Consider the following 25,325-nt stretch of genomic DNA (forward strand, 5'->3'; position numbering starts at 1 on the left):
CCTTAAGCGCGTTTGATTTCAACCAGGTTGGTATGCTGCGGGTTCCCTTTCGCCAACGGCGACGGCAGATGACTGGTCAGGGTGTTGATGCACCCGCCAACGTCCACACCGTTGCTGTCCAGACGGGTCCACGCCCCCTGTGGCATCGCCACTACGCCCGGGAGAATGCGCTGAGTCACCTTGCAGGGAATCGCCACCACGCCGCGATCGTTGAACACATGTACCAGATCGCCAGAGTTCAACTGACGCGCGCTGGCATCTATCGGGTTGATCCACACTTCATCCGGTACCGCTTCATGCAGCATCAGCACGTTGGTATAGGTTGAGTGGGTATGGCCTTTGGTGTGAAAACCGCTTAACTGCAGCGGATACTTCGCGGTCAGCGCTTTGTTCAGATGCGACTCTGTCACCGCGCAGAACTCCGGTACCGCCGGGATGCGATCGCCTTCCGGCAGCGTCCACGCTTTCGCGAGATCGGCCAGCGCCTGCGAGTAGATCTCAATCTTGCCGGACGGCGTGGTCAGCGGATTGGCCACGGCGTCGGCGCGGAAATCAGCAAACGCCAGGCTCTGTTTGTCTGTCGCGATACGCTGGTCGATGACCCCCATCTCTTTCGCCACCGGCCATTCCGGCAGGTACGGGCGTTTTTCGCGGATCTGCTGATAGTGCATTTCTGCCCACTGCGCCTGCGTCCGCCCTTCGGTGTACTGCTCGCGCAAGCCCAGATGACCGGCGATATCAGCACAAATGTCGTAGGTGCTACGCACTTCCCACATCGGCGTGACCGTTTTCTGTAGCGCGATCATGTAGTTGTGAGAGCCCGTGGCATAAGAGCTATCCACCAGATCTTCCGCTTCGAGATAGCTGGTTTCCGGCAGCAGGAGATCGGCGTACTTCGCACTCGGCGTCATGTGGTTTTCAATGACGACAATGGTTTCGCACAAACTCTCATCCGCGAGAATTTTACGCGTACGGTTGATTTCACCGTGCTGGTTCAACAGCGTGTTACCGGCCTGGTTGAAGAACAGCTTGATGCCGGTTTTCAGTTTGTCCGCCCCCTTAACACCCATCGTGGTGGCCGTCATGATTTCCGGACGTTGAATCGCATCCGTCCAGAGATAGCACGGAATAGAGGTCTTGATCGGGTTGGTCAAAATCGGTAACAGCGGCACGCCGTACGGGGTGCCATACGGCCAGTTACCATTGTTGGTTCCCGGCAGACCAAAGTGGCCCGTCAGTGCGGGTAACGTCTGAATGGCGCGCACGGTTTGCTCGCCGTTGGCGTGACGCTGCGGTCCCCAGCCCTGGCAAATGTAACAGGCACGGGCCGCGGCGATTTCACGCGCCAGTTGGCGAATGCGCGTCGCCGGAAGACCGGTGATCTCAGCCGCCCACTCCGGCGTTTTAGCAATGCCGTCATCGCCTTTCCCGGTCACGTAGTCTTTATAGCTGGCATTCGGCGCAGCGCCTTCGGGCAGCGTGCTGCTGTCATAGCCCACGCAGTACTTATTCACCTCGGCTTCATTGATCAACTGTTCGGTAATCAACGTGTGCGCGATACCGGCCACCAGCGCGGCGTCGGTCGTCGGGCGAATCGGCAGCCACTCGGCATGCTCGGTAACCACCGAGTCGGTATAACGCGGATCAATAATAATCACCCGCGCCTTTGAGGCTTCCAGCGCACGACGTAACTCTTCCACCTGTCCGCCACCGGACATGCGCGTTTCAGACAAATTCAGACCAAACAACACCACCAGATCGGAATGCGCAATTTGCGTAAAGTGGCTCCCGACATACACACCGTGGGTATAGGGCGTTGCGGTGGCAATTTGCGCCGTGGAATAGGTGTTATGATAATTTAAATAGCCGCCGGTAAGATTCAGCAGACGTTTCCAGGCAGGCGTGCCCTGAGTATGATAATAAGCGCCCGACTGATAATTATAATAAATTGCCTCACGGCCATATTTTTCCGTCACGCGTTTTAATTCTGCAGCGATAAATGCAGTCGCTTCGTCCCAGGAAATACGTTTGAATTTCCCTTCGCCACGCTGACCTACGCGTTTCATCGGATATTTAATCCGGTCCGGACTATATACCCGCCAGCGACTGGAACGGCCGCGTAAACACGGACGAATCTGGTGTTCGCCAAATACCGCGTCGTCTTTTGCGTCTTCCGGTTCAATACGCACAATACGGCCATCTTTCACGATCACTTTCAGCGGGCAACGACTGCCGCAGTTGACCAGGCAGGCGCTGTGGCGAACGGTTTCGCCATTGCCACCTTGCGTTGGAGCGTCGGTCGTTTCGGCCTGCGCGGTGGCAGAGAAAGGCAATGTAATCGCGTTACTGAGCGCAACGGCGGCACCTATTTTTGCGGTGCCTGTCACCGCATCCCGTCGGGACAGTGTTGTGTTTAGCCACTTTTTTATTTCCATCTTTATTTCTCACATTGCATCCATAGTTATTATTAATGAGTAATCATAAAGGGCTAGACACGGCTGATGGTTGATTATGATCAAACGAACTTTTATGGAAAAATAAAGAGGGAAAACTATGACCGCTTTATCATTTTTCATCTAATAAAAAGCAGGAATTTAACTGAGGATGACGTTTTAGGATACAAACAAGAGATAAAAATGGAACAACAGGGATTGATTCGCTGTATGTTTTATTATATTACGAATATATATCCTGTCTGACAAGCGTCATAACATTCTTATTTCTGGGAGTGCGTAAAAAGGATTATTCCTGGACGAAAGTCATATTCCTGGCATTCAGGAACCTATAATTTTTTTATGATAATTTCGCAAAAATATAATTTTTTGTTATACAAAAAGGAGAAAGCCTTCTGCGTGAACTGGGTTCTTACCGTAAACTGGCTATACTGTTTCATCATCCCCATAGCCAGACTGAATCATGATCGTATCCGGACGCCATCCCTCTCTGCGCCTGTCACTGGCAGGACTTCTGACGCTGTTTGGGATCGGCTATACCCTGCATCTGCACTGGGGAGCGTTTATTCAGTGGTGCCTGGCGACGCAAATCACCCTGCATCGTTATCTGGTGATGTACCTGCTGCAGCTAAATAATCATCAGTACAGCGGCGGTTTCTGGTTACTGACGGGGGCCTTTCTGTACGGCGTACTGCATGCCATCGGACCGGGACACGGAAAGTTCATCGTGACGACCTATCTGAGCACCAATAAAGAAAGCCTGCTGGCCGCACGGATCGTGCCCTTTGTTGGCAGCCTGATGCAAGGGGTCAGCGCAATCCTGTTTGTGTTTATTCTCGCAATTGGCTTTAACCTCGCATCCGGCGATTTGAGCGCCAGCCGATGGTACGTAGAGAAAATCAGCGCAGGGCTGATCGCCGGATTCGGCGCGTTTCTAATTTATCAGGCACTTAAATCCTTACGCCCGATAACCTTCACCCGATTCACTCCCTTGCACAGTCATGACGAGAAGTGCGGCTGCGGGCATCACGGCGTTGGACAGACGCTGGTGGACGGTCACTGGAAAACCCGACTGGGGGTGATTCTCGCCATCGGCGCCCGGCCCTGCAGCGGGGCGATCATGATCCTGCTGTTTTCCAATGCTCTCGGTATCGTCACCTGGGGTATAGCGGCGGTGATGACCATGTCCTTTGGCACCGCGCTGTCGATCATGGGTCTGTCTCTGGCGGTACGCTATGCCCGAAATCAGACGCTCTCGTGGTTCGGTACAGGACATCCAGCCCTGAAATGGCTTGCACCTGCGGCGAAAATGGTTGGCGGTGTGGTGCTGATTCTTTTTGCCACAATCCTGTTTTTAACGGTGATCCCGATAAGCGCGAACGGCGATTATATCGCCGCAGGTTGCTGAGCGGGTATGCGCGATAATTATCCGATAATGGCACACCTGCGCCAGTGAATTTCCCTGCCACCTTTGAATTACGCGTCCCAATAGGGATAATACCCACACGAACTGTGAACCCGGGACCACCATGAGACACTCCCTGCCTTGCCGCAAGCTACGTGAACGGCCGATGAAACTCGGTACGACGGTGATATTGATGGTCAGCGCCGTGTTGTTTTCTGTCTTGCTGGTCGTACACCTGTTCTACTTCTCACAAATCAGCCACATGACGCGCGATGCGTTAGCAGACAAGGCGCTGGCCGTTGCCCGGACGCTGGCAGACTCGCCGGAAATCCGCGAGGGGTTGATGAAAAAACCCGAGGAGAGTGGGATTCAGGCGATTGCCGAAGCGGTGCGTAAGCGTAACGATATGCTGTTCATTGTTGTCACCGACATGAAAAGCCTGCGTTACTCTCATCCGGAAGCCCAGCGCATCGGACAACCATTTAAGGGCGACGATATTTTGCTGGCGCTGGATGGCAAAGAGAATATCGCCATCAACCGGGGCTTTCTCGCCCAGGCGCTGCGCGTTTTCACCCCCATTTATGACGACAATCACCGCCAGATTGGGGTGGTGTCGATCGGTCTGGAACTGAGTCGGGTTACCGAACAGATTAACAACAGCCGCGGCAGCATCATCTGGTCCGTACTTTTTGGCGTGCTGGTTGGCCTGCTGGGGACATGGGGGCTGGTGAAAGTGCTCAAACGCATCCTGTTTGGCCTGGAACCGTATGAAATTTCCACCCTGTTTGAACAGCGCCAGGCGATGCTGCAGTCAATCAAAGAGGGGGTCATTGCCGTTGACGACAAAGGCGAAGTGACGTTAATCAACGAGGCCGCCCAGGAGTTGCTGAACTACCGTAAGTCACAGGACGACCCCCAGTTTTCCACGCTCAGCCACGCCTGGTCGCAGGTAGTGGATCTCAGCGAAGTGCTGCGCGACGGTACGTCGCACCGCGATGAAGAGATCAACATCAAGGACCGGTTACTGCTCATTAATACCGTCCCGGTTCGCTGCGACGGCAAGATTATTGGCGCGATCTCCACCTTCAGGGACAAAACAGAAGTTCGCCAGTTGATGCAACGACTTGATGGCATGGTGAACTATGCCGACTCACTCCGTGAACGATCCCACGAATTCATGAATAAATTACATGTGATTCTGGGATTGTTACATCTGAAGAGTTATAAGCAGCTTGAAGACTATATTATTAAGACGGCAAACAACTATCAGGAAGAGATCGGCTCACTGTTAGGCAAAATTAGATCGCCGGTCATTGCAGGCTTTTTACTCAGTAAGATTAATCGCACATCCGATTCAGGGCACAAACTGGTGATTAGTCATGACAGCCAGGTCCCGGACAGCGGCAATGAAGATCAAATTGCGGTATTGATTACCGCGCTCGGAAATCTGATTGAAAACGCGATCGACGCGTTAGCACAGCAGTCAGGAGGTGAGATCAGCGTCTCCTTATACTATCGCAATGGTTGGCTACATTGTGAAGTGAGTGACGATGGTCCCGGCATTGAACCGCACCGCCTTGACGCGATTTTTGATAAAGGCGTCTCGTCTAAAGGAACTGAACGCGGCGTTGGTTTAGCGCTTGTTAAACAACAAGTTGAAAGTCTTGGTGGCAATATTTTTGTGGAATCCGAACCTGGCGTTTTCACACAATTTTTTGTACAAATACCCTGGGATGGGGAGAGGACCAGCACATGATCAATGTCTTTATTATCGATGACGACGCCATGGTCGCGGAGTTAAACCGCCGCTATGTCGCACAGATCCCCGGTTTTCAGTGCTGCGGAACCGCCTCAACGCTGGAAAAAGCCAAAGAGGTTATTTTTCATAGCGATGTTCAGATTGACCTGATTCTGCTGGATATTTACATGCAGAAAGAGAACGGGCTGGACCTGCTCCCGCTTTTGCATGCCGCGGGCTGCAAAAGCGATGTCATTGTCATCTCATCTGCCGCCGATGCCATGACGATCAAGGATTCGCTGCACTATGGCGTTGTTGATTACTTAATCAAGCCGTTTCAGGCCTCACGCTTTGAGGAAGCCCTCACCAGCTGGCTGCAAAAGAAAAGGGACATGGATAAACACCAGTATTATGAGCAGTCAGAGCTGGACCAACTGATTCACGGCAATGCGTCCAATGAGCAGGACACCCGCCGCCTGCCGAAAGGGTTGACGCCGCAGACGCTGCGCACGCTGTGTCAGTGGATCGACGCACATCAGGATTATGAGTTTTCAACCGATGAGCTGGCGAATGCGGTGAATATCTCTCGCGTCTCTTGCCGCAAATACCTTATCTGGCTGGTTAACTGTCATATTCTGGTCACCAGTATTCATTATGGCGTCACGGGCAGGCCAGTTTACCGCTACCGTATTCAGGCAGAACATTATTCTTTACTTAAGCAATATTGCCAGTAGAAGATCAATCTTAACCTTGCGTTATTTCGTTATATATTGGTAACAATTATTACAATAATGAAAAAATAAAAAGGTTAAGGTTACTGTTTGAAAATCCAGAAATTGTGCCAGATCAAATATAATTGCATCATCTCTCATTTTTCAATGCGTTATTATTACCTGACATGCCATTGTTTTTAATTTCAAAAACGCTAACAAAAGTTAATAAAGTATTATCCCTTACGCAGAGTGTGTATTTTTAATCACAAAGGAGTAGTCCGGAAATAACCGGACGGATTAACAAAAACGATAAACGGTAGCAACGGAGCTCATGCTACATCTTACGGATAAGCACACTCTGTGAGCAGATGATATGTTCATAATTTTCATAAAGATACAAAAAAAGATCCCGAACCTGCCTCTGCTCTCCTTTTTTCAACACTACCCATCGCCAGGGAGTCCTGCTCTCTGAAAACAGCCTGAAAAAAACGATGAGAGTTTTCCTGTCCTTATGAAAAACTTTTATTCGATGTTTAGAAACTAATCACACTTTCAGACGAAACGAATATTAGCCAGGCTCTGCGCCCACTTCACAAAAAACAGAACATGGCTGTGATCCATTTATCAAAATTGACTGGTTTTATCGCGAGGGTAAATAAATGCTATTTAGTATACAACTTCTCATAATATTAATATGTTTGTTCTATGGTGCCAGAAAGGGCGGTATCGCGCTGGGTTTGTTAGGCGGTATCGGCCTGGTCATTCTGGTCTTCGTTTTCCACCTCCAGCCGGGTAAACCACCGGTTGACGTCATGCTGGTGATCATCGCCGTGGTCGCGGCCTCGGCAACACTACAGGCCTCCGGTGGTCTGGATGTGATGTTGCAGATCGCCGAGAAACTGCTGCGCCGCAACCCGAAATATGTCTCTATCGTTGCCCCGTTCGTCACCTGTACCCTGACTATCCTCTGCGGTACCGGCCACGTGGTCTACACGATCCTGCCAATCATTTACGACGTTGCGATTAAAAATAACATTCGCCCGGAACGTCCTATGGCCGCCAGCTCCATCGGCGCGCAAATGGGGATTATCGCAAGCCCGGTATCGGTGGCGGTGGTGTCTCTGGTTGCCATGCTGGGTAACGTGACGTTTGAAGGCAAGCACCTCGAATTCCTCGACCTGCTGGCGATCACTATCCCGTCCACGCTGATTGGTATTCTGGCGATCGGTATTTTCAGCTGGTTCCGTGGTAAAGATCTGGATAAAGACGAAGACTTCCAGAAATTCATCTCCGTACCGGAAAACCATCACTACGTGTATGGCGACACCGCTACGCTGCTGGACAAAAAGTTGCCGAAAAGCAACTGGCTGGCAATGTGGATCTTCCTTGCCGCAATTGCTGTCGTCGCTATCCTGGGTGCCTTCTCTGAACTTCGCCCTTCCTTTGGCGGCAAAGCGCTGTCGATGGTGCTGGTTATCCAGATGTTCATGCTGCTGACCGGCGCGCTGATTATTATCCTGACCAAAACCAATCCCGCTTCAATCTCTAAAAACGAAGTCTTCCGTTCAGGTATGATCGCGATTGTGGCGGTGTACGGTATCGCCTGGATGGCGGAAACCATGTTCGGCGCGCACATGACAGAAATCGAAGGTGTGCTGGGTAACATGGTGAAAGAATATCCGTGGGCCTATGCGATTGTTCTGTTGCTGGTGTCTAAATTCGTTAACTCTCAGGCAGCGGCGCTGGCGGCTATCGTTCCGGTCGCGCTGGCGATTGGCGTTGACCCGGCCTACATCGTGGCGTCTGCCCCGGCATGCTACGGCTACTACATTCTGCCGACCTATCCGAGCGATCTGGCCGCCATTCAGTTCGACCGTTCAGGTACCACCCGCATTGGTCGCTTCGTCATCAACCACAGCTTTATTCTCCCGGGTTTGATTGGCGTGAGCGTCTCCTGCGTCTTTGGCTGGATCTTTGCTGCCATGTACGGATTCCTGTAAAGGTCTCCCGCGTGCCGCCCATCACCGGGCGGTACGTCACTTATGATATTAAAAGAAATCAATAGGCTGGAAGCACATGTCAAATAAAGCGTTCTTCTATCAGGCACCTTTCCCGATGGGGAAAGACGAAACAGAGTACTACCTGCTCACTTCCGATTATGTCAGCGTGAGTGAGTTTGAAGGTGAGTCCATACTGAAGGTTGAGCCGCAAGCCCTGACGCTGCTGGCGCAACAAGCCTTCCACGATGCCTCCTTCATGCTCCGCCCCGAACATCAGCAACAAGTTGCCTCCATTCTGCATGACCCCGAAGCCAGCGAAAACGATAAATACGTCGCCCTGCAATTCCTGAGAAATTCCGAAATCGCCGCCAAAGGCATTCTGCCGACCTGTCAGGATACCGGCACGGCCATTATCATGGGGAAAAAAGGCCAGCGAGTCTGGACCGGCGGCGGTGATGAAGCGGCGCTGTCAAAAGGGGTGTACAACACCTATATCGAAGACAATCTGCGCTATTCGCAAAACGCCGCGCTGGATATGTACAAAGAGGTGAACACCGGTACCAACCTGCCGGCACAGATCGACCTCTACACCGTCGATGGTGATGAGTATAAATTCCTGTGCGTAGCGAAAGGCGGCGGTTCCGCCAACAAAACTTATCTGTACCAGGAAACCAAAGCGCTGCTCACCCCGGGCAAGCTGAAAAACTTCCTCGTTGAGAAAATGCGTACACTCGGTACCGCAGCCTGCCCGCCGTACCATATCGCCTTTGTGATTGGCGGTACGTCCGCAGAAAGCACGCTGAAAACCGTGAAGCTCGCCAGCACGCATTACTACGATGCGCTGCCTGTCACCGGTAACGAACACGGTCAGGCGTTCCGTGATACACAACTGGAACAGGAACTGCTGGAAGAGGCGCAAAAACTGGGTCTCGGCGCGCAGTTTGGCGGCAAATATTTCGCCCACGATATTCGCGTGATCCGTCTGCCGCGTCACGGTGCCTCCTGCCCGGTCGGCATGGGTGTTTCCTGCTCGGCGGACCGCAACATCAAGGCCAAAATCAACCGCGAAGGGATCTGGATCGAAAAGCTGGAACACAACCCTGCCCAGTACATCCCGGAAGCCCTGCGTCAGGCTGGTGAAGGCGAAGTGGTGAAAGTTGACCTCAACCGCCCGATGAAAGAGATCCTGGCTCAGCTTTCGCAATACCCGGTTTCAACCCGTCTGTCGCTGACCGGCACCATTATCGTCGGCCGTGATATTGCGCATGCGAAGCTGAAAGAGCGTATCGAATCTGGCGAAGGGTTGCCGCAGTACATTAAAGATCACCCGATCTACTACGCCGGTCCGGCGAAAACACCGGCGGGCTATCCGTCTGGCTCATTAGGACCAACCACCGCAGGCCGCATGGACTCCTATGTTGATCTGCTGCAATCGCACGGCGGCAGCATGATCATGCTGGCAAAAGGCAATCGCAGCCAACAGGTGACCGATGCCTGCCAGAAACACGGCGGCTTCTATCTGGGCAGCATTGGCGGCCCGGCAGCGGTCCTGGCGCAGCAGAGCATCAAGCATCTGGAATGCGTTGAGTATCCGGAACTGGGTATGGAAGCGATCTGGAAAATTGAAGTGGAAGATTTCCCGGCGTTCATCCTGGTCGATGACAAAGGCAACGATTTCTTCCAGCAGATAGTGAACAAGCAGTGCGCTAACTGCGCGAAATAACCTCTTCGGCCCGGCACCGGACTGCTCTCAACGTTTGAAGGCAGTCCGGTGATCCCCCCGGGCCACTTCTTATCCCCTCATGGCAGGAAGCGCTATCCCCTGCGGTATTTGATCACCAGAATCGGCAAAGCAAATACCAACGTCAGGAAGTTCGCCATGCTGACCGCGGTGTCCTCAATGAGTAATCCGTAGATCAACCACATTACTAACCCACAGACAAACATGACGTACATCAGGCCAGAAATCCCCTGCGTGTTACGGGTAGTGATGACTTTTATCGCCTGTGGCAAAAAAGAGAGCGTGGTCAGGCTTGCCGCCAGATAGCCTATTAGCGAAATCCATTCCATGATTACGCCTTCACATCGCCAGTCGCGCTAACCGGTATTGCAGGTGCTTCCGGTTGCAAGTCGGGCTGCGGCACTTTGCGATACTTATCCAGCAGGTGAATCTGGATTTTACGCAATGTATCGCCGTTCAGGCGGTAGTAGCGGAAATAGAGAATCAGCGTCGCGATGAAAAACAGCGTCGGTAAAGCAATCATGATGAACTGCATGCCCAGGATCGTTTCGGCAGACTGAACGGCATTGGGAACATAGCCAATGATCCCCAGCACCACGGCGATAAAGAAAGCCGAAAACGCGGATCCCCCCTTTACCACCATCGTTTGCACGGCATAGGCAATGCTCTCGCAGCGCACGTTAAACTTATACTCGCCATAATCAACGGTGTCCGCCACCATGATCACCTGTAGTACCCAGAATAGCGCGGTCCCGATGTTCAGAAAAACACCGGCCAGGCAGATAAGGAACACATTGTGGTACCCAATCAGCGCCATGATTAACAATACCCCGCCGCTGAGCACCGGCATTATCGATGCTCCGGCCCATAAAATCCGCCGGGAAAGCGCCTTCGCCAGACGAGGAAAGAGGATCAGCGTCAATAAATTCGCCGCACCGGCATAGGACAGGTAATACGGGAAAAGGTCAGCATCGCCAATCACATAGGTGAAATAATAAATCGCGAAACCGGTAATAATATTGGCGGCCACATTGTAAGCCAGCGCCATTCCCAGCAGGCATGAGAGTTGATCGTTTTTGTAGATCAACGCGAGAATCGACTTCAACGTCAGCCGGGTACTGTCAGCGGTAGCCTCACTGTCAGACGAATACACTTCATGCACATTGCGCAATGTCACGATGGTGGAGGCAATAAAGAACGCGATCAGCACCAGCGTGAACATCTGGAAACCAAACCCGCGATCCTCACCCCCGACATAACTCACAAACGGCAACGTCACCCCGGCGGTAACGAATCCCGCCAGGCTGGCGAAGAAGCGCGGAAAAGGGACCAGTTGCTCGCGCTCACGTTTATCAAGCGTAATGGTCGGCACCAGCGACCAGAACGGAATATCCATGATGGTATAGGTCATGCCCCACAAAATGTAGGTCACGCAGACAAAAACCACCTGTGCCATGCCTTCAAACAGATGAGCGCTAAACAGCAGAAATAGCACCAGCGAATTCGCCAGTGTGCCAAGCAGGATCCACGGTTTAAATTTTCCCCACCGTGACCGGGTGGCGTTCACAATCCAGCCCATAACCGGATCGTTGAACGCATTCCAGATCTTTGCCACCAGAAACAACGTACCCACGACACCCACCGATAATCCCACCACATCGGTGTAGTAATACATCAGGTACATGTAGACGATGCCGATGGCGAAATCCTTACCAAACGCACCGAATCCGTAACTTAATTTTGTTGTCAGAGAGATGCTCATAGGGTACCGGGTCGCTGTTACCAGCGCCCGCCTTCTGTTATTAGAGAGGGTAAACGCCGGGTCTACTGCCCGGCGACGTTGACAATCAACGGTGTAACCAGGCCGGAAGCCAATCGCCGTGAGCGGCGATCAGGTCATCCACCAGCGCATAAATTTCCTCAATACCCAGTACGACAGCCGTATGCGGATCCATCATGGCCGCGTGGTAAACGCGATCGCGATTTTCCGTCAGGATGGCTTCGGTCAAGAGCGTCTGTACGTTGATATTGGTCTGCATCATCGCCGCCAGATGCGATGGAATCGTCCCCACTTTAGTGGGCTGAATACCGTTTGCATCCACCAGACAGGCCACTTCCACGCAGCTGCCCTGTGGCAGGTTGTCGATCAGCGCGTCGTTACACACGTTGCCATAAATCACGCTCGGCTCACCCGTCCAGATAGCGTTCATAATGGTGCTGGCATATTCCCGTGACGGTTGAATATCGATTCGCTCCGCCGTTTTGTACTCCTCCAGCTCTTTATGCCAGTTTGCCAGTTGCTCAACACAGCGTTTCGGGTACTCATCCAGCGGCACCTTATAACGCTCAATCAGGTCATCGCGGCCTGGTTTAATAAACCACGGCGTGTATTCGGCAAAGTGTTCCGATGACTCAGTAACGAAATAGCCCAGCTTTTTGAACATCTCGTAACGCACAATATTCTGACAGCGATCATTACCGTGAATGTTGGGCTTCGGCGCCTGTCCGGCGTCGTAGGCTGCCAGCAGTTCCGGGTAGAGATTCACATACGTGCCGTCGGCAGCTTTACGTTCCAGTTCCAGATAAAACGCCATATGGTTAATCCCGGCACAGCGATAACGCAAAGAAGCAGGATCAATGTTCAGATCGCGCGCCAGCTCTTCCGCCGTTCCCTGCACAGAGTGGCAAAGCCCCACCTGTTTAATGTGCGGATAGCGGGCATACATCGCCCAGGTGTTCATTGCCATCGGGTTGACGTAATTCAGCAGAGTGGCATCCGGGCAGACCTGCGTCATGTCTTCACAGATCTGCCACAGGTGAGGGATGGTACGCAGCGCGCGCATAATGCCGCCGGGGCCAAGCGTATCGGCGATCGTTTGCTCCAGGCCATGACGTTTGCAGACCTCAAAATCGGTCACCGTGCAGGGCTCATAGCCGCCAATCTGAAAGGCGACAACCACAAAATCGGCATCCTGCAGCGCCGCTTTTTGGTCTGTATGACAGGTAATGTGGCCGGACGCACCGGCAGAATCCATGAGCTTACGCACAACGACGTGCGACTCTTCAAGGCGCGTCTCATCAATATCCATCAGGGCAACATGCGCCGACTTCAGCGCCTCACGGTGAAAGACATCGCCGAGAATATTTTTCACGAAAATCGTTGAACCGGCGCCGATAAAAGTAATTTTGGGGGCTGTCATCATGACTCTCCAGAACAGTAGTGGACAGCTTCATGGTGGCACGCGATCTGAGTGAAAACCTCCGTCTTCCTCGGTGAGCATTCCCGAAAGCTCAGATCCTCTGCTGGCAGCACGGCGATCTGAGCTTTTGGGACAAAATGGCCTGAAAAGCAGAGTATCCGGGCGGTTATTAGGTCTACTATCCATCATAACCGTCGATTTTGTGCCCGAATTCCCGGTTCTGATCCCGTAAAGCTGGCATGATTCTGACAATTCAGGAAACGGAGTGATGATGAGCACGCAACCAATTCCCTTTCTCCCACCCGATCCACATATGTGCAACGGTGATGAAAAGCAGACGCGCAGTCCGCTGTCGCTCTATTCCGAATATCAACGGATGGATATTGAGCTACGCCCGCCGCATGCGATGGCCGCCAGTCACTGGCATGGTCAGGTCGAGGTGAATGTTCCCTTTGACGGCGACGTGGAGTACCTGATTAACAACGAGGTTGTACAGATAAAACAAGGGCATATCACGATGTTCTGGGCCTGTACGCCACATCAACTTACCCGTCCTGGCAACTGTCGGCAGATGGCGATTTTCAGTTTGCCGATGCACCTGTTTCTCTCCTGGCCGCTGGATCGGGAGCTTATCAACCATGTCACGCACGGCATGGTGATAAAATCCCTGGCCACCCAACAGCTCAGCACCTTTGAAGTTCTGCGCTGGCAGCAGGAGACAAACAGCCCGAACGAACAAATTCGTCAACTGGCGATCGATGAAATCGGCCTGATGCTTAAGCGCTTTAGCCTTTCCGGCTGGCAGCCGATTTTGCTCAACAAAACCTCACGCACGCACAAGAATAGCGTCTCGCGCCACGCGCAGTTTTACGTCAGCCAGATGTTGGGATTCATTGCAGATCATTACGATCAGGCCCTCACCATCAATGACGTTGCAGACCATGTAAAACTCAATGCCAACTATGCGATGGGGATATTTCAACGCGTGATGCAACTGACCCTGAAGCAATACATCACCGCCATGCGTATTAATCACGTTCGCGCCCTGCTCAGCGATACCGATAAAACCATCCTCGACGTGGCGCTGACAGCAGGCTTCCGCTCCAGTAGCCGTTTTTACAGCACCTTCAGTAAATATGTCGGCATGTCGCCGCAACAATACCGTAAGTTGAGCCAGCAGCGTCGGCAAATGGCAGGGAATACGTAATATCACTATCAGCTCAAAAAATAGTTCAGCTGTCGATAAACCGCCGCCCAAAACGCCTGATAAATCATTTTAATTCGTTGTTTATAAACAACTATTCATAAATCCCCATCGTTTCGGGCCCTCTTTACACCTTTTTTAGTCAGGATAATACTTGCCCGCATCACAGATTCCTCCACAACCGGGTAAAAGATGATGAAAGTATTAATTGTTGAAAGTGAATTTCTGCATCAGGACACCTGGGTTGGCAAGGCCGTGGAACGTCTGGCAGACGCCTTAAGTCGGCAAAATATTACCGTCATTAAGTCCACGTCTTTCGACGACGGCTACGCCATCCTGTCAGCAAACGAAGCCATTGATTGCCTGATGTTCAGTTATCAAATGGAACAGCCTGATGAACATCAGAATGTCAGAGAACTGATCGGTAAGCTTCATGAACGCCAGCAAAATGTGCCCGTCTTTCTGTTAGGTGACAGAGAGAAAGCCACCGCCTCGCTGGACCGCGATATGCTGGAGCTTGTCGATGAGTTCGCCTGGATCCTCGAAGATACCGCTGACTTTATCGCCGGGCGCGCGGTCGCCGCGATGACCCGTTATCGTCAGCAACTGCTGCCACCACTGTTCAATGCGCTGATGAAATATAGCGATATCCACGAATACTCCTGGGCCGCACCGGGCCACCAGGGCGGCGTTGGCTTTACCAAAACGCCTGCCGGTCGCTTCTATCATGACTATTACGGCGAGAACCTGTTTCGCAGCGATATGGGGATTGAACGGGCGTCGCTGGGCTCTCTGCTCGATCACACCGGTGCTTTCGGCGAAAGCGAAAAATATGCCGCGCGGGTCTTTGGCGCAGACCGTTCCTGGTCCGTTGTGGTCGGGACGTCCGGCTCTAACCGCACCATTATGCAGGCCTGCATGACCGATAACGATGTGGTGGTGCTGGACCGTAACTGCCATAAATCGATTGAACAGGGGTTGATCCTGACCGGTGCGAAACCGGTGTATATGGTGCCCAGCCGTAACCGCTACGGCATCATCGGCCCTATCTATCCGCAGGAAATGCAGCCGGAAACCTTACAGAAAAAGATCAGCGAAAGCCCGCTGACCAAAGGCAAGGTGGGGCAAAAGCCGTCTTATAGCGTGGTGACCAACTGTACCTACGACGGTGTCTGCTACAACGCGAAATCCGCACAGGCGTTACTGGCGCAGACCACCGACCGCATCCATTTCGACGAAGCCTGGTACGGCTACGCCCGCTTTAATCCGATTTACGCCGACCACTATGCGATGCGCGGTGAACCGGGCGATCACAGCGGTCCTACCGTTTTCGCCACCCATTCTACGCACAAACTGCTGAACGCCCTCTCTCAGGCGTCTTACATCCACGTGCGTGAAGGCCGCGGCGCGGTGAATTTTTCCCGCTTCAATCAGGCGTACATGATGCATGCCACCACCTCGCCGTTGTATGCCATCTGCGCATCTAACGATGTGGCGGTGTCCATGATGGACGGCAACAGCGGCCTGTCGCTGACTCAGGAAGTGATCGACGAAGCCATCGACTTCCGTCAGGCCATGGCACGTCTGTATAAAGAGTTCAGCGCCGACGGCGACTGGTTCTTCAAGCCGTGGAACAAAGACGTGGTCACCGATCCGCAGACCGGGAAAACATTCGATTTTGCTGATGCGCCGACGAAACTGCTGGCAACAGACCAGAACTGCTGGGTGATGCGTCCTGGCGAATCCTGGCACGGCTTTAAAGACTTACCCGATAACTGGAGCATGCTTGACCCGATCAAGGTCAGCATTCTCGCGCCGGGGATGGGTGACGACGGCGAACTGGAAGAGACGGGGGTGCCTGCCGCGCTGGTCACCGCCTGGCTTGGGCGTCACGGAATCGTGCCAACCCGAACCACCGATTTTCAGATCATGTTCCTGTTCTCGATGGGCATCACGCGTGGGAAATGGGGAACGCTGATCAACACCCTGTGCTCATTTAAACATCACTACGATGCCAACACCCCACTGGCACAGGTTATGCCGGAACTGGTCGAAGAACATCCTGAAACCTACGCCAATATGGGCATTCACGACCTGGGCGATCGGATGTTCGCCTGGCTGCGGGAAAACAATCCGGGCGCGAAGCTCAACGCCGCCTATTCCGGCCTGCCGGTTGCCGCAATGACGCCGCGTGAAGCCTATAACGCTATCGTTAACGACAACATCGAAATGGTGGCCATTGAGAAACTGCCGGGACGCATTGCAGCAAACTCAGTGATCCCTTATCCACCGGGAATCCCGATGCTGCTTTCCGGCGAGAACTTCGGTGACGAAAACAGTCCGCAGGTGGGCTATCTCCGCGCCCTGCAGTCCTGGGATCACCACTTCCCGGGTTTCGAACATGAAACCGAAGGCACTGAAATCATTGATGGCGTCTATCACGTGATGTGCGTGAAAGCGTAAATCTATTCCGACGACTGCGTCATGACATGGCCACCCTGACGCAGCCTGGTTTAGGCCGTAGGGTTATGACGAGCGTTTCCTGAGTATTGCTGAAAAAAATCAACATTGTCATACCTTTTTGCGCGGGTCCCCCCGCGCTTTTTTTTATCTACAATACAGGGTTTCCACCCTGTAAAAGTTTCTGTACATAGCTATTATCTGACGCCTATTGTAATTCCGACAAAAACCATTATTTTATTACGGACCTAATTCATCATACAAATCAAAATATCTGCTTTATCTCTCCCCTTTGGCGAGAACGGATATTTTATGTTCATATTTCAGGAGTTGGGGTATGAGAATTTTCAGCAATAATCCTTGCATTATAGTGTTAACTGAAAAAGACGTCTGGCTACGTGTAAATGGTAAAGAGGCTATCAATTTAAAAGCGAATCATATGGCGCTTATCGCCTGTGAAAATAACATCATCGATATCTCATCAATTAATAACGCACTGGTTGCATATATTAGCCGCGATATCATTAAAGAATATCTACGTTTCTTAAATAAAGATCTCACGGCTATTCCGCTCTGGCAACGGAACGCTTCCCCGGTATTAACCGCCGATTGCCTGACCCCCGATGTCTTTCGGGTCGCAGCGCAGCACAGCATTGCCCACACCGACAGTCCTGGTGAAGAAGAACGCACGCGCTCCCTGCTGTTCACCGTGCTATCACGCTTTCTCGACAGTAAGAAGTTCATGCCCCTGCTCATGTATATGCTGCGAAGTCGCGTCAGCGACAGCGTTTACCATATTATTGAGAGTGACATTCATAAAGCCTGGAATCTTAACCAGGTCGCCCGTTGTCTCTGCCTGAGCCCGAGTTTGCTAAAGAAGAAACTCAAAAGCGAAAATACCAGCTACAGTCAAATCATCACCACTTGCCGCATGCGCTATGCCGTTAATCAACTCCTGATGGATGGCAAGAATATATCCCAGGTTTCCGAACTGTGTGGTTATAACAGTACATCTTACTTTATCTCTGTTTTCAAAGAGTATTATGGCATGACTCCGCTGCATTATGTCAGCCAGTTTAAAGATCGCGCAGTCGCGTGATTTTTGAACATTTTGCAATGAGCTACGATAATATCAGCATTAGCGATAACCCACGTCGCACATAATTCAACCGACACCTGAAGGCGTATTATGAGACATCATTTATTGTTCCTTTCAGGAGTGTATTTATGTCCTCGGATGCTGATGCTCACAAAGTGGGCTTAATCCCCGTCACCTTAATGGTGTCGGGGAATATCATGGGCTCAGGGGTTTTCCTGCTCCCTGCGAACCTGGCCGCCACCGGCGGGATTGCAATCTACGGATGGTTAGTCACGATTATCGGCGCGCTGGCGCTGTCGATGGTCTATGCAAAAATGTCGTCCTTAGATCCCAGTCCCGGCGGTTCTTACGCGTATGCTCGTCGTTGCTTTGGGCCATTCCTCGGTTACCAGACCAACGTGTTGTACTGGCTGGCCTGCTGGATCGGTAATATCGCGATGGTTGTTATCGGCGTAGGTTACCTGAGCTACTTCTTCCCGATTCTGAAAGATCCGCTGGTGCTGACGCTTACCTGCGTCGTGGTGCTGTGGATTTTTGTTCTGCTCAATATTGTTGGTCCGAAAATGATCACCCGCGTTCAAGCCGTCGCTACTGTACTGGCGTTGGTCCCCATCGTCGGTATCGCGGTGTTTGGCTGGTTCTGGTTCCGTGGCGAAACCTATATGGCGGCCTGGAACGTGAGCGGCATGGACACCTTCGGGGCGATTCAGAGCACCCTTAACGTCACCTTGTGGTCATTCATCGGGGTCGAAAGCGCCTCGGTAGCGGCAGGTGTGGTCAAAAACCCGAAGCGCAACGTGCCGATTGCCACCATTGGCGGGGTGCTGATCGCGGCCGTATGCTATGTGCTCTCCACAACCGCCATCATGGGGATGATCCCCAACGCCGCGCTGCGCGTCTCCGCTTCACCGTTCGGTGACGCGGCACGTATGGCGCTGGGTAACACCGCCGGCGCGATTGTTTCCTTCTGCGCGGCCGCAGGTTGCTTAGGGTCGCTGGGCGGCTGGACGCTGCTGGCCGGACAGACCGCGAAAGCCGCCGCCGATGACGGTCTGTTCCCGCCTATTTTTGCCCGTGTAAATAAGGCTGGTACGCCAGTTGCCGGGCTGATTATCGTCGGTATTCTGATGACCATCTTCCAGTTCAGCAGTATGTCGCCAAACGCCGCGAAAGAGTTTGGTCTCGTCTCTTCAGTGTCCGTCATCTTTACGCTGGTGCCGTATCTGTACACCTGTGCCGCGCTGCTGTTGCTCGGCCACGGACACTTCGGCAAAGCCCGTCCGCTCTATCTGCTGGTGACCTTTGTCGCCTTTATCTACTGCATCTGGGCAGTGGTGGGTTCCGGCGCGAAAGAGGTGATGTGGTCATTCGTGACCCTGATGATCATCACCGCGCTGTACGCCCTGAACTACAACCGGATCCACAAAAACCCCTTCCCGCTGGATGCGCCGGTTAACCGCAACTAATCCCCTCTTTTACACTATGAAGCCAACCTTAAGTTCTTAAGGTTGGCTTAATTTTACTTTGCGAGGATCTGCGCGACTTAGTCTACGGAAGCTCCACCATGTTAAAGCGCATTGTCAAAAGACCTCTTCTCAGCCTGTTGGCCTGGTTACTACTGGTTTCATTCTATTTGTCAGTTTGTCTGAACATCGCATTCTACAAGCAGGTTGTGCAGGACCTGCCGCTGGATTCCCTGCGTAACATCCTGGTCTTCTTGTCGATGCCCGTGGTGGCGTTCAGCGTCATTAATATTGTCCTGACGCTGGCCTCTTTCCTGTGGCTGAACCGCCTGCTGGCCTGCCTGTTTATTCTGATGGCCGCGTCGGCGCAGTACTTCATCATGACCTACGGCATCATCATCGACCGCTCGATGATTGCCAATATGGTGGATACGACACCTGCCGAAACGTTCGCCCTGATGACGCCACGAATGGTGCTCACGCTCGGTCTTAGCGGCATTGTAGCGGCCATCGTCGCCTGCTGGATCAAAATCAAACCGACCACGCCAGTTCTGCGCAGCGTGCTGTATCGCGCGGCCAACGTACTGGTATCCGTGTTATTGATCGTGCTGGTGGCGGCCTTTTTCTATAAAGATTACGCCTCGCTGTTTCGCAACAATAAAGAACTGGTCAAAGCCCTCAGCCCGTCTAACGGCATTGTCGCCAGCTGGTCATGGTATTCCCATCAGCGCCTCGCGCACCTGCCGCTGGTACGCATCGGTGAAGACGCACATCGTAATCCGTTGATGCAGCAAGAGAAGCGCAAAAACCTGACCATCCTGATCGTCGGTGAAACCTCGCGTGGCGAAAACTTCTCGCTCGGCGGCTACTCCCGCGAAACCAACCCGCTGTTGGCCAAAGATAATGTGGTCTACTTCCCGCGCGCCACGTCATGCGGTACCGCCACGGCGGTCTCTGTACCGTGCATGTTCTCTAACATGCCGCGTAAGCATTACGACGAAGAGCTGGCGCAGCATCAGGAAGGGATGCTCGATATTATCCAGCGCGCGGGCGTTAACGTGTTATGGAATGACAACGACGGCGGCTGTAAAGGCGCCTGTGACCGCGTGCCGCATCAGAATATGACAGCGTTAAACCTGAAAGGGGAATGCATCGACGGCGAATGCTATGACGAGGTTCTGTTCCACGGTCTGGAAGAGTACATCAACAACCTGCAAGGTGACGGGGTGATCGTGCTGCATACCATTGGCAGCCACGGCCCGACCTATTACAACCGTTATCCGCCGCAATTCAGGAAATTTACCCCAACCTGCGATACCAATGAAATCCAGACCTGTTCACAGGAACAATTAGTGAACACGTACGATAATACCGTGCTGTATGTTGACTATATTGTTGATAAAACAATTAATCTTCTGAAAGCGCATCAGGACAAATTCACCACCAGCCTGGTTTATCTTTCTGACCACGGCGAGTCGCTGGGTGAAAACGGCGTTTATCTGCACGGCCTGCCGTATGCCATTGCGCCAGACTCCCAGAAGCATGTGCCGATGCTGCTGTGGCTGTCAGAGGATTATCAGCAGCGCTATCAGGTTGATGCCAGTTGCCTGCAAAAACAGGCGCGTACTCAGGATTACTCGCAGGACAATCTTTTCTCGACCATGCTGGGACTGACCGGCGTACAGACCACGCAATATCAGGCCGCAGATGATATTCTGCAGCCCTGCAGGAGAACCACGCAATGAAAATACTGATTGTTGAAGACGATACGCTGCTTTTGCAGGGCTTGATTCTGGCGGCGCAAACCGAAGGGTACGCCTGCGATGGCGTATCGACCGCCCGTGCGGCTGAGCAATGCCTGGAAACCGGTCATTACAGTCTGGTGGTGCTGGACCTCGGCCTGCCTGACGAAGATGGCCTGCATTTTCTTACCCGCATCCGACAGAAAAAATATACCCTGCCGGTGCTGATCCTCACCGCGAGGGACACGCTCGGCGATAAGATTTCCGGGCTGGACGTCGGGGCCGATGATTATCTGGTGAAACCTTTTGCGCTGGAAGAGTTGCACGCCCGAATCCGCGCGCTGCTGCGTCGTCACAATAACCAGGGCGAGAGTGAACTGGTGGTCGGCGACCTGATGCTGAACATGGGTCGCCGCCAGGTGTGGAAAGCGGGAGAGGAGTTAATTCTCACCCCTAAAGAGTACGCGCTGCTGTCGCGTCTGATGCTGAAATCGGGGAGCCCGGTACACCGGGAAATTCTCTATAACGACATCTATAACTGGGATAACGAACCGTCCACCAATACTCTGGAAGTGCATATCCATAACCTGCGCGATAAAGTGGGCAAATCCCGTATTCGTACCGTGCGCGGCTTTGGCTACATGCTGGTGGCGACCGCGACTGAGGAAAACTAATTGAATCTGAAGCGTTTTCTGCGCCAGCCCATGACCCTGCGTCGGCGGCTGATGATCACCATCGGCATGATTTTGCTGGTTTTCCAGCTTATCAGCACCTTCTGGCTCTGGCATGAAAGCACTGAGCAGATCCAGTTGTTTGAACAGGCGCTGCGGGATAACCGCAATAACGATCGCCACATCATGCATGAAATCCGCGAGGCGGTCGCCAGCCTGATCGTCCCCAGCGTGTTCATGGTGGGGTTAACCCTGTTCATCTGCTATCAGGCCGTTCGTCGCATTACCCGTCCGCTCGCCAATCTGCAACAAGAGTTAGAAACCCGCACGGCGGATAATCTCTCCCCTATCGAAATTCACAGCTCAACGGTCGAAATCGAAGCGGTCGTTTCGGCGCTCAACCAGTTGGTCAATCGACTGACCACGACCATCGAGAACGAGCGTCTGTTTACCGCCGACGTGGCGCACGAACTGCGAACGCCGCTATCGGGCGTCCGTTTGCATCTGGAACTGCTGTCAAAAGCGCATAACGTGGATGTCGCGCCGCTGCTGGGTCGTCTTGATCAAATGATGGACAGCGTCTCGCAGCTGTTACAACTCGCCCGCGTGGGCCAGTCTTTTTCATCGGGAAATTATCAGCATGTCAGATTGCTGGAAGATGTGATCCTGCCGTCTTACGACGAGCTGAGCACGATGCTGGAACAGCGCGAACAGACGCTACTGCTGCCTGACAGCCAGGACGATGCCATTGTTCAGGGTGACGCGACGCTGCTGCGGATGCTGCTGCGTAATCTGGTGGAAAATGCCCATCGCTACAGTCCGGAAGGCACCACTATCGCCATTACGCTGAATGTCGATGACGACGCAACAATGACAATGGCGGTAGAAGATGAAGGACCGGGGATCGATGAGAGCAAATGCGGAGAACTCAGCAAAGCCTTCGTCCGTATGGACAGCCGTTACGGCGGAATCGGCCTGGGGTTAAGCATCGTCAGCCGCATTACGCAGCTGCACCACGGGCAGTTTTTCCTGCAAAATCGCAGTGGAACAACCGGAACCCGCGCCTCGGTGCTGTTGAAAAAGGTTTAGTAGGTTGAGACCCAAACGTACAGGAAGCTACTGACAATCAGTACGCTGAATACGGTCGTTATACTTTCATAAATACGCTGTTTCATCACACTCTCCTCCAGGGTATGGAAGAGAGTGTGCCAGTCAGAGATTAAGCAAACCTTAAGCTTTACTCGTCAATTCGCGGATGCTGCTGCACCAGGCGCGTACGCTTCGCCTGCAGGTCCGCAATCTCCTGATCGATATCCTCAATTTTCTGCTCGATATTATCGTAGTGTTCACCGAGAATTTCTTTCGCTTCCTGAATATCCGAGGCGGCGGGCGTTGCCCCTTTCAGCGGCTGATTCGCAGTCTCTTTCATGGTGATACCGGTAATAAAACCAATCACCGCGATAACCATCAGGTAGTAAGCAGGCATCATCAGATTCTGCGAGCTTTCCACCAGCCAGGCAGCCAGCGTTGGCGTCAGACCGGCAATCAGTACCGAAATATTAAATGCCGCCGCCAGCGCACTGTAACGAATGTGCGTCGGGAACATGGCTGGCAGTGAAGACGCCATAACCCCGGTGAAGCAGTTGAGGATCACCGCCAGCATCAGCAGACCGGCAAAAATCAGGCCGATGATATTACTGTTAATCAGAATAAAGGCCGGGATTGCCAGCGCAAACAGCGCAATGCTCCCCATGATCACGAACGGACGACGACCAAAACGGTCACTCAGCAATCCCATCACCGGCTGGACAAACAGCATCCCGATCATAATGGCGATGATAATCAGCACGCCGTGATCTTCAGAGTAATGCAGGTTATGCGACAGATAGCTCGGCATATAGGTCAACAGCATGTAGTAGGTGACGTTGGTAGCAATCACCAGGCCAATACAGGCCAGCAGGCTGCGCCAGTGCTTAGTGGCAATCTCTTTAAAGGAGACTTTCGGTCCTTCCTGCAAGCCTTCGCGGTCGCCCTGTTCCAGTTTATCGACGTGCTGCTGGAACGCCGGGGTCTCTTCCAGCGCATGACGCAGATAGAGTCCGATAATCCCTAACGGCAGGGCGATAAAGAACGGAATACGCCAGCCCCATTCCAGGAAGTTCTCTTCTCCGACCACCGTCGAGATCAGGACTACCACGCCCGCACCCAGCACGAACCCGGCAATAGAGCCGAAGTCCAGCCAGCTTCCCATAAAGCCGCGTTTACGGTCCGGGGAATATTCGGCCACAAAAATAGACGCGCCGGTGTACTCACCGCCGACGGAGAAGCCCTGCGCCATCTTACACAGCAGCAGCAGGATGGGTGCCCAAATGCCTATCGAGGCGTAGGACGGTATCAGGCCGATACAGAAGGTACTGATCGACATAATCACTATGGTGATGGCAAGAATCTTCTGGCGACCATATTTATCGCCGAGCATACCGAAGAACAAACCACCGAGCGGACGAATCAGAAAGGGAACAGAGAAAGTAGCAAGGGCGGCAATCATCTGCACGCTGGGGTCAGCCCCCGGGAAGAACACTTTACCTAATGCGTAGGCAACAAAGCCATAAACCCCAAAATCAAACCACTCCATCGCGTTACCCAACGAAGCGGCGGTAATCGCCTTTCGCAATTTACCGTCATCGATAATCGTGACGTCGCGAAGCGTAATCGGTTTTACTTTTTTCCTTTTCAGCATAGCTGTCCTCGTAGACTAAGCCCTGTCTCGCGGCATATCGACTGCATTGGCGCACTGGGCGCAACGTCACCGTCGAGCGCGGGGTTGCTCAGACGCAACTCCTGTAACAAGCGTAGCAGGTTTACTTACACGGACTGGTTAAGGTCTGTACAACCGAACCTGTTGACGCCTGATTTGGGCGGTTAATGAGCTATCTACCCTACCAGTGTTTAAAATTGTGATCAACTTCACATATATGTTTAGGTTTCGTCAACGGAGGTAAATTAGGTGATCCTGAGTCTCTTTTTTTAACGCGCAGAGTTGTTCTTTTTTACGTTTTCGATCTCTATTTTGTAGTGCTTGCTTAATAAAAAGTCACTGCTGTTATTATTATTCTGCCAGGTAATACTCTCTCATTTTTCACAACTTCTTTACGGTAATTTTAAATATTCAGATCGCGCTGGAATGTTTACATTGATTATGTGACAAAGATAACTAAAACAGCGTTTCGTTTTGATTGAATCAACATTCCAATGAATGCAAGATAATAGTCGTTGCAATACCACCGGGAAGCGAAAAACGCCGATACACGGTGCAATCGCTACGTAGAACATAAAGAGAATGTAGGTTTTCCTGCCTTCTTGTTAGATACAACCTTCTGAATTTTAATATTTTTTGCCACCTTACCCGTATGTTCCACGGGCAAGAAGTGAGGAC

At 52.5% G+C, this 25,325-nt stretch carries 18 protein-coding genes; 12 read left to right on the plus strand and 6 right to left on the minus strand.

All coding sequences use genetic code 11. The features are described 5' to 3' along the window. Positions 1–2: 2 nt before the first annotated feature. On the minus strand, positions 3–2,435 hold the full coding sequence (locus tag AL479_RS06600; protein ID WP_061075516.1) for a DMSO/selenate family reductase complex A subunit: 2,433 nt from the start codon (positions 2,433–2,435) through the stop codon (positions 3–5). Positions 2,436–2,916: 481 nt separating this feature from the next. On the opposite strand from AL479_RS06600, the gene AL479_RS06610 reads away from it, so the two are divergent. From AL479_RS06610 to fumA, 5 genes are all read left to right on the plus strand, one after another. Then, the gene (locus AL479_RS06610) at positions 2,917–3,861 is read left to right on the plus strand and encodes a nickel/cobalt transporter (RefSeq protein WP_061075518.1); all 945 of its coding nucleotides are present in this window, start codon (positions 2,917–2,919) and stop codon (positions 3,859–3,861) included. Between the two features lie 121 nt (positions 3,862–3,982). After that, complete coding sequence (locus tag AL479_RS06615) at positions 3,983–5,614, plus strand: sensor histidine kinase (RefSeq protein ID WP_061075519.1); 1,632 nt, start codon at positions 3,983–3,985, stop codon at positions 5,612–5,614. Further along, on the plus strand, positions 5,611–6,330 hold the full coding sequence (gene dcuR, locus AL479_RS06620; protein WP_061075520.1) for a two-component system response regulator DcuR: 720 nt from the start codon (positions 5,611–5,613) through the stop codon (positions 6,328–6,330). The genes AL479_RS06615 and dcuR overlap by 4 nt, the downstream gene beginning before the upstream one ends. Positions 6,331–6,968: 638 nt before the next feature. After that, a complete protein-coding gene (dcuB, locus tag AL479_RS06625; protein WP_042999100.1) occupies positions 6,969–8,309 on the plus strand; it encodes an anaerobic C4-dicarboxylate transporter DcuB in 1,341 nt (446 codons plus the stop codon). 76 nt (positions 8,310–8,385) lie between these two features. Next, positions 8,386–10,032, plus strand: coding sequence for a class I fumarate hydratase FumA (fumA, locus tag AL479_RS06630; RefSeq protein WP_061075521.1), 1,647 nt, complete (start codon positions 8,386–8,388; stop codon positions 10,030–10,032). Between the two features lie 92 nt (positions 10,033–10,124). On the opposite strand, the gene AL479_RS06635 is transcribed toward fumA, so the two are convergent. The 3 genes from AL479_RS06635 to AL479_RS06645 all read right to left on the minus strand — a co-directional run bounded on the left by AL479_RS06635 (position 10,125) and on the right by AL479_RS06645 (position 13,253). After that, a complete protein-coding gene (locus AL479_RS06635; protein WP_061075522.1) occupies positions 10,125–10,379 on the minus strand; it encodes a SemiSWEET transporter in 255 nt (84 codons plus the stop codon). Positions 10,380–10,381: 2 nt separating this feature from the next. After that, a complete protein-coding gene (gene melB, locus AL479_RS06640) occupies positions 10,382–11,812 on the minus strand; it encodes a melibiose:sodium transporter MelB (protein ID WP_061075523.1) in 1,431 nt (476 codons plus the stop codon). Between the two features lie 85 nt (positions 11,813–11,897). Further along, a complete protein-coding gene (locus tag AL479_RS06645) occupies positions 11,898–13,253 on the minus strand; it encodes an alpha-glucosidase/alpha-galactosidase (RefSeq protein WP_081093643.1) in 1,356 nt (451 codons plus the stop codon). A 268-nt stretch (positions 13,254–13,521) separates the two neighbouring features. Between AL479_RS06645 and melR the strand changes: the two genes are divergently transcribed. From melR to pmrB, 7 genes are all read left to right on the plus strand, one after another. Next, the gene (gene melR / locus AL479_RS06650; RefSeq protein WP_061077939.1) at positions 13,522–14,457 is read left to right on the plus strand and encodes a transcriptional regulator MelR; all 936 of its coding nucleotides are present in this window, start codon (positions 13,522–13,524) and stop codon (positions 14,455–14,457) included. A 192-nt stretch (positions 14,458–14,649) separates the two neighbouring features. Next, on the plus strand, positions 14,650–16,917 hold the full coding sequence (gene adiA / locus AL479_RS06655; RefSeq protein WP_105291812.1) for an arginine decarboxylase: 2,268 nt from the start codon (positions 14,650–14,652) through the stop codon (positions 16,915–16,917). A 334-nt stretch (positions 16,918–17,251) separates the two neighbouring features. Beyond that, positions 17,252–18,013, plus strand: coding sequence for an AraC family transcriptional regulator (locus AL479_RS06660; protein ID WP_061075526.1), 762 nt, complete (start codon positions 17,252–17,254; stop codon positions 18,011–18,013). Between the two features lie 128 nt (positions 18,014–18,141). Beyond that, entirely contained in the window at positions 18,142–19,479 is a 1,338-nt protein-coding gene (adiC, locus tag AL479_RS06665; RefSeq protein ID WP_061075527.1) for an arginine/agmatine antiporter, read from the plus strand. Between the two features lie 98 nt (positions 19,480–19,577). Then, on the plus strand, positions 19,578–21,221 hold the full coding sequence (gene eptA, locus AL479_RS06670) for a phosphoethanolamine transferase EptA (RefSeq protein ID WP_061075528.1): 1,644 nt from the start codon (positions 19,578–19,580) through the stop codon (positions 21,219–21,221). After that, positions 21,218–21,892, plus strand: coding sequence for a two-component system response regulator PmrA (gene pmrA / locus AL479_RS06675; RefSeq protein WP_061075529.1), 675 nt, complete (start codon positions 21,218–21,220; stop codon positions 21,890–21,892). The genes eptA and pmrA overlap by 4 nt, the downstream gene beginning before the upstream one ends. Next, positions 21,893–22,978 carry a two-component system sensor histidine kinase PmrB gene (gene pmrB / locus AL479_RS06680; RefSeq protein ID WP_061075530.1) on the plus strand — a complete coding sequence of 362 codons (1,086 nt, stop codon included), beginning with the start codon at positions 21,893–21,895 and terminating at the stop codon, positions 22,976–22,978. It abuts the gene before it with no gap. Here the strand turns inward: pmrB and pmrR are convergent. Both pmrR and proP read right to left on the minus strand, forming a co-directional pair. Next, positions 22,975–23,064 carry an LpxT activity modulator PmrR gene (gene pmrR, locus AL479_RS06685; RefSeq protein ID WP_061075531.1) on the minus strand — a complete coding sequence of 30 codons (90 nt, stop codon included), beginning with the start codon at positions 23,062–23,064 and terminating at the stop codon, positions 22,975–22,977. The two genes, pmrB and pmrR, sit on opposite strands and share 4 nt — an antisense overlap. A gap of 62 nt (positions 23,065–23,126) precedes the next feature. After that, entirely contained in the window at positions 23,127–24,629 is a 1,503-nt protein-coding gene (proP, locus tag AL479_RS06690) for a glycine betaine/L-proline transporter ProP (protein WP_061075532.1), read from the minus strand. Positions 24,630–25,325: the final 696 nt, after the last annotated feature.

It is taken from the genome of Citrobacter amalonaticus (assembly GCF_001559075.2).
GTDB classification, from domain to species: domain Bacteria; phylum Pseudomonadota; class Gammaproteobacteria; order Enterobacterales; family Enterobacteriaceae; genus Citrobacter_A; species Citrobacter_A amalonaticus_F.

Coding starts and splice junctions, on each gene's coding strand:
- AL479_RS06600 (WP_061075516.1), bottom strand. CDS start 2,435: ATGGAAATAAAAAAGTGGCTAAACACAACACTGTCCCGACGGGATGCG.
- AL479_RS06610 (WP_061075518.1), top strand. CDS start 2,917: ATGATCGTATCCGGACGCCATCCCTCTCTGCGCCTGTCACTGGCAGGA.
- AL479_RS06615 (WP_061075519.1), top strand. CDS start 3,983: ATGAGACACTCCCTGCCTTGCCGCAAGCTACGTGAACGGCCGATGAAA.
- dcuR (WP_061075520.1), top strand. CDS start 5,611: ATGATCAATGTCTTTATTATCGATGACGACGCCATGGTCGCGGAGTTA.
- dcuB (WP_042999100.1), top strand. CDS start 6,969: ATGCTATTTAGTATACAACTTCTCATAATATTAATATGTTTGTTCTAT.
- fumA (WP_061075521.1), top strand. CDS start 8,386: ATGTCAAATAAAGCGTTCTTCTATCAGGCACCTTTCCCGATGGGGAAA.
- AL479_RS06635 (WP_061075522.1), bottom strand. CDS start 10,379: ATGGAATGGATTTCGCTAATAGGCTATCTGGCGGCAAGCCTGACCACG.
- melB (WP_061075523.1), bottom strand. CDS start 11,812: ATGAGCATCTCTCTGACAACAAAATTAAGTTACGGATTCGGTGCGTTT.
- AL479_RS06645 (WP_081093643.1), bottom strand. CDS start 13,253: ATGATGACAGCCCCCAAAATTACTTTTATCGGCGCCGGTTCAACGATT.
- melR (WP_061077939.1), top strand. CDS start 13,522: ATGAGCACGCAACCAATTCCCTTTCTCCCACCCGATCCACATATGTGC.
- adiA (WP_105291812.1), top strand. CDS start 14,650: ATGAAAGTATTAATTGTTGAAAGTGAATTTCTGCATCAGGACACCTGG.
- AL479_RS06660 (WP_061075526.1), top strand. CDS start 17,252: ATGAGAATTTTCAGCAATAATCCTTGCATTATAGTGTTAACTGAAAAA.
- adiC (WP_061075527.1), top strand. CDS start 18,142: ATGTCCTCGGATGCTGATGCTCACAAAGTGGGCTTAATCCCCGTCACC.
- eptA (WP_061075528.1), top strand. CDS start 19,578: ATGTTAAAGCGCATTGTCAAAAGACCTCTTCTCAGCCTGTTGGCCTGG.
- pmrA (WP_061075529.1), top strand. CDS start 21,218: ATGAAAATACTGATTGTTGAAGACGATACGCTGCTTTTGCAGGGCTTG.
- pmrR (WP_061075531.1), bottom strand. CDS start 23,064: ATGAAACAGCGTATTTATGAAAGTATAACGACCGTATTCAGCGTACTG.
- proP (WP_061075532.1), bottom strand. CDS start 24,629: ATGCTGAAAAGGAAAAAAGTAAAACCGATTACGCTTCGCGACGTCACG.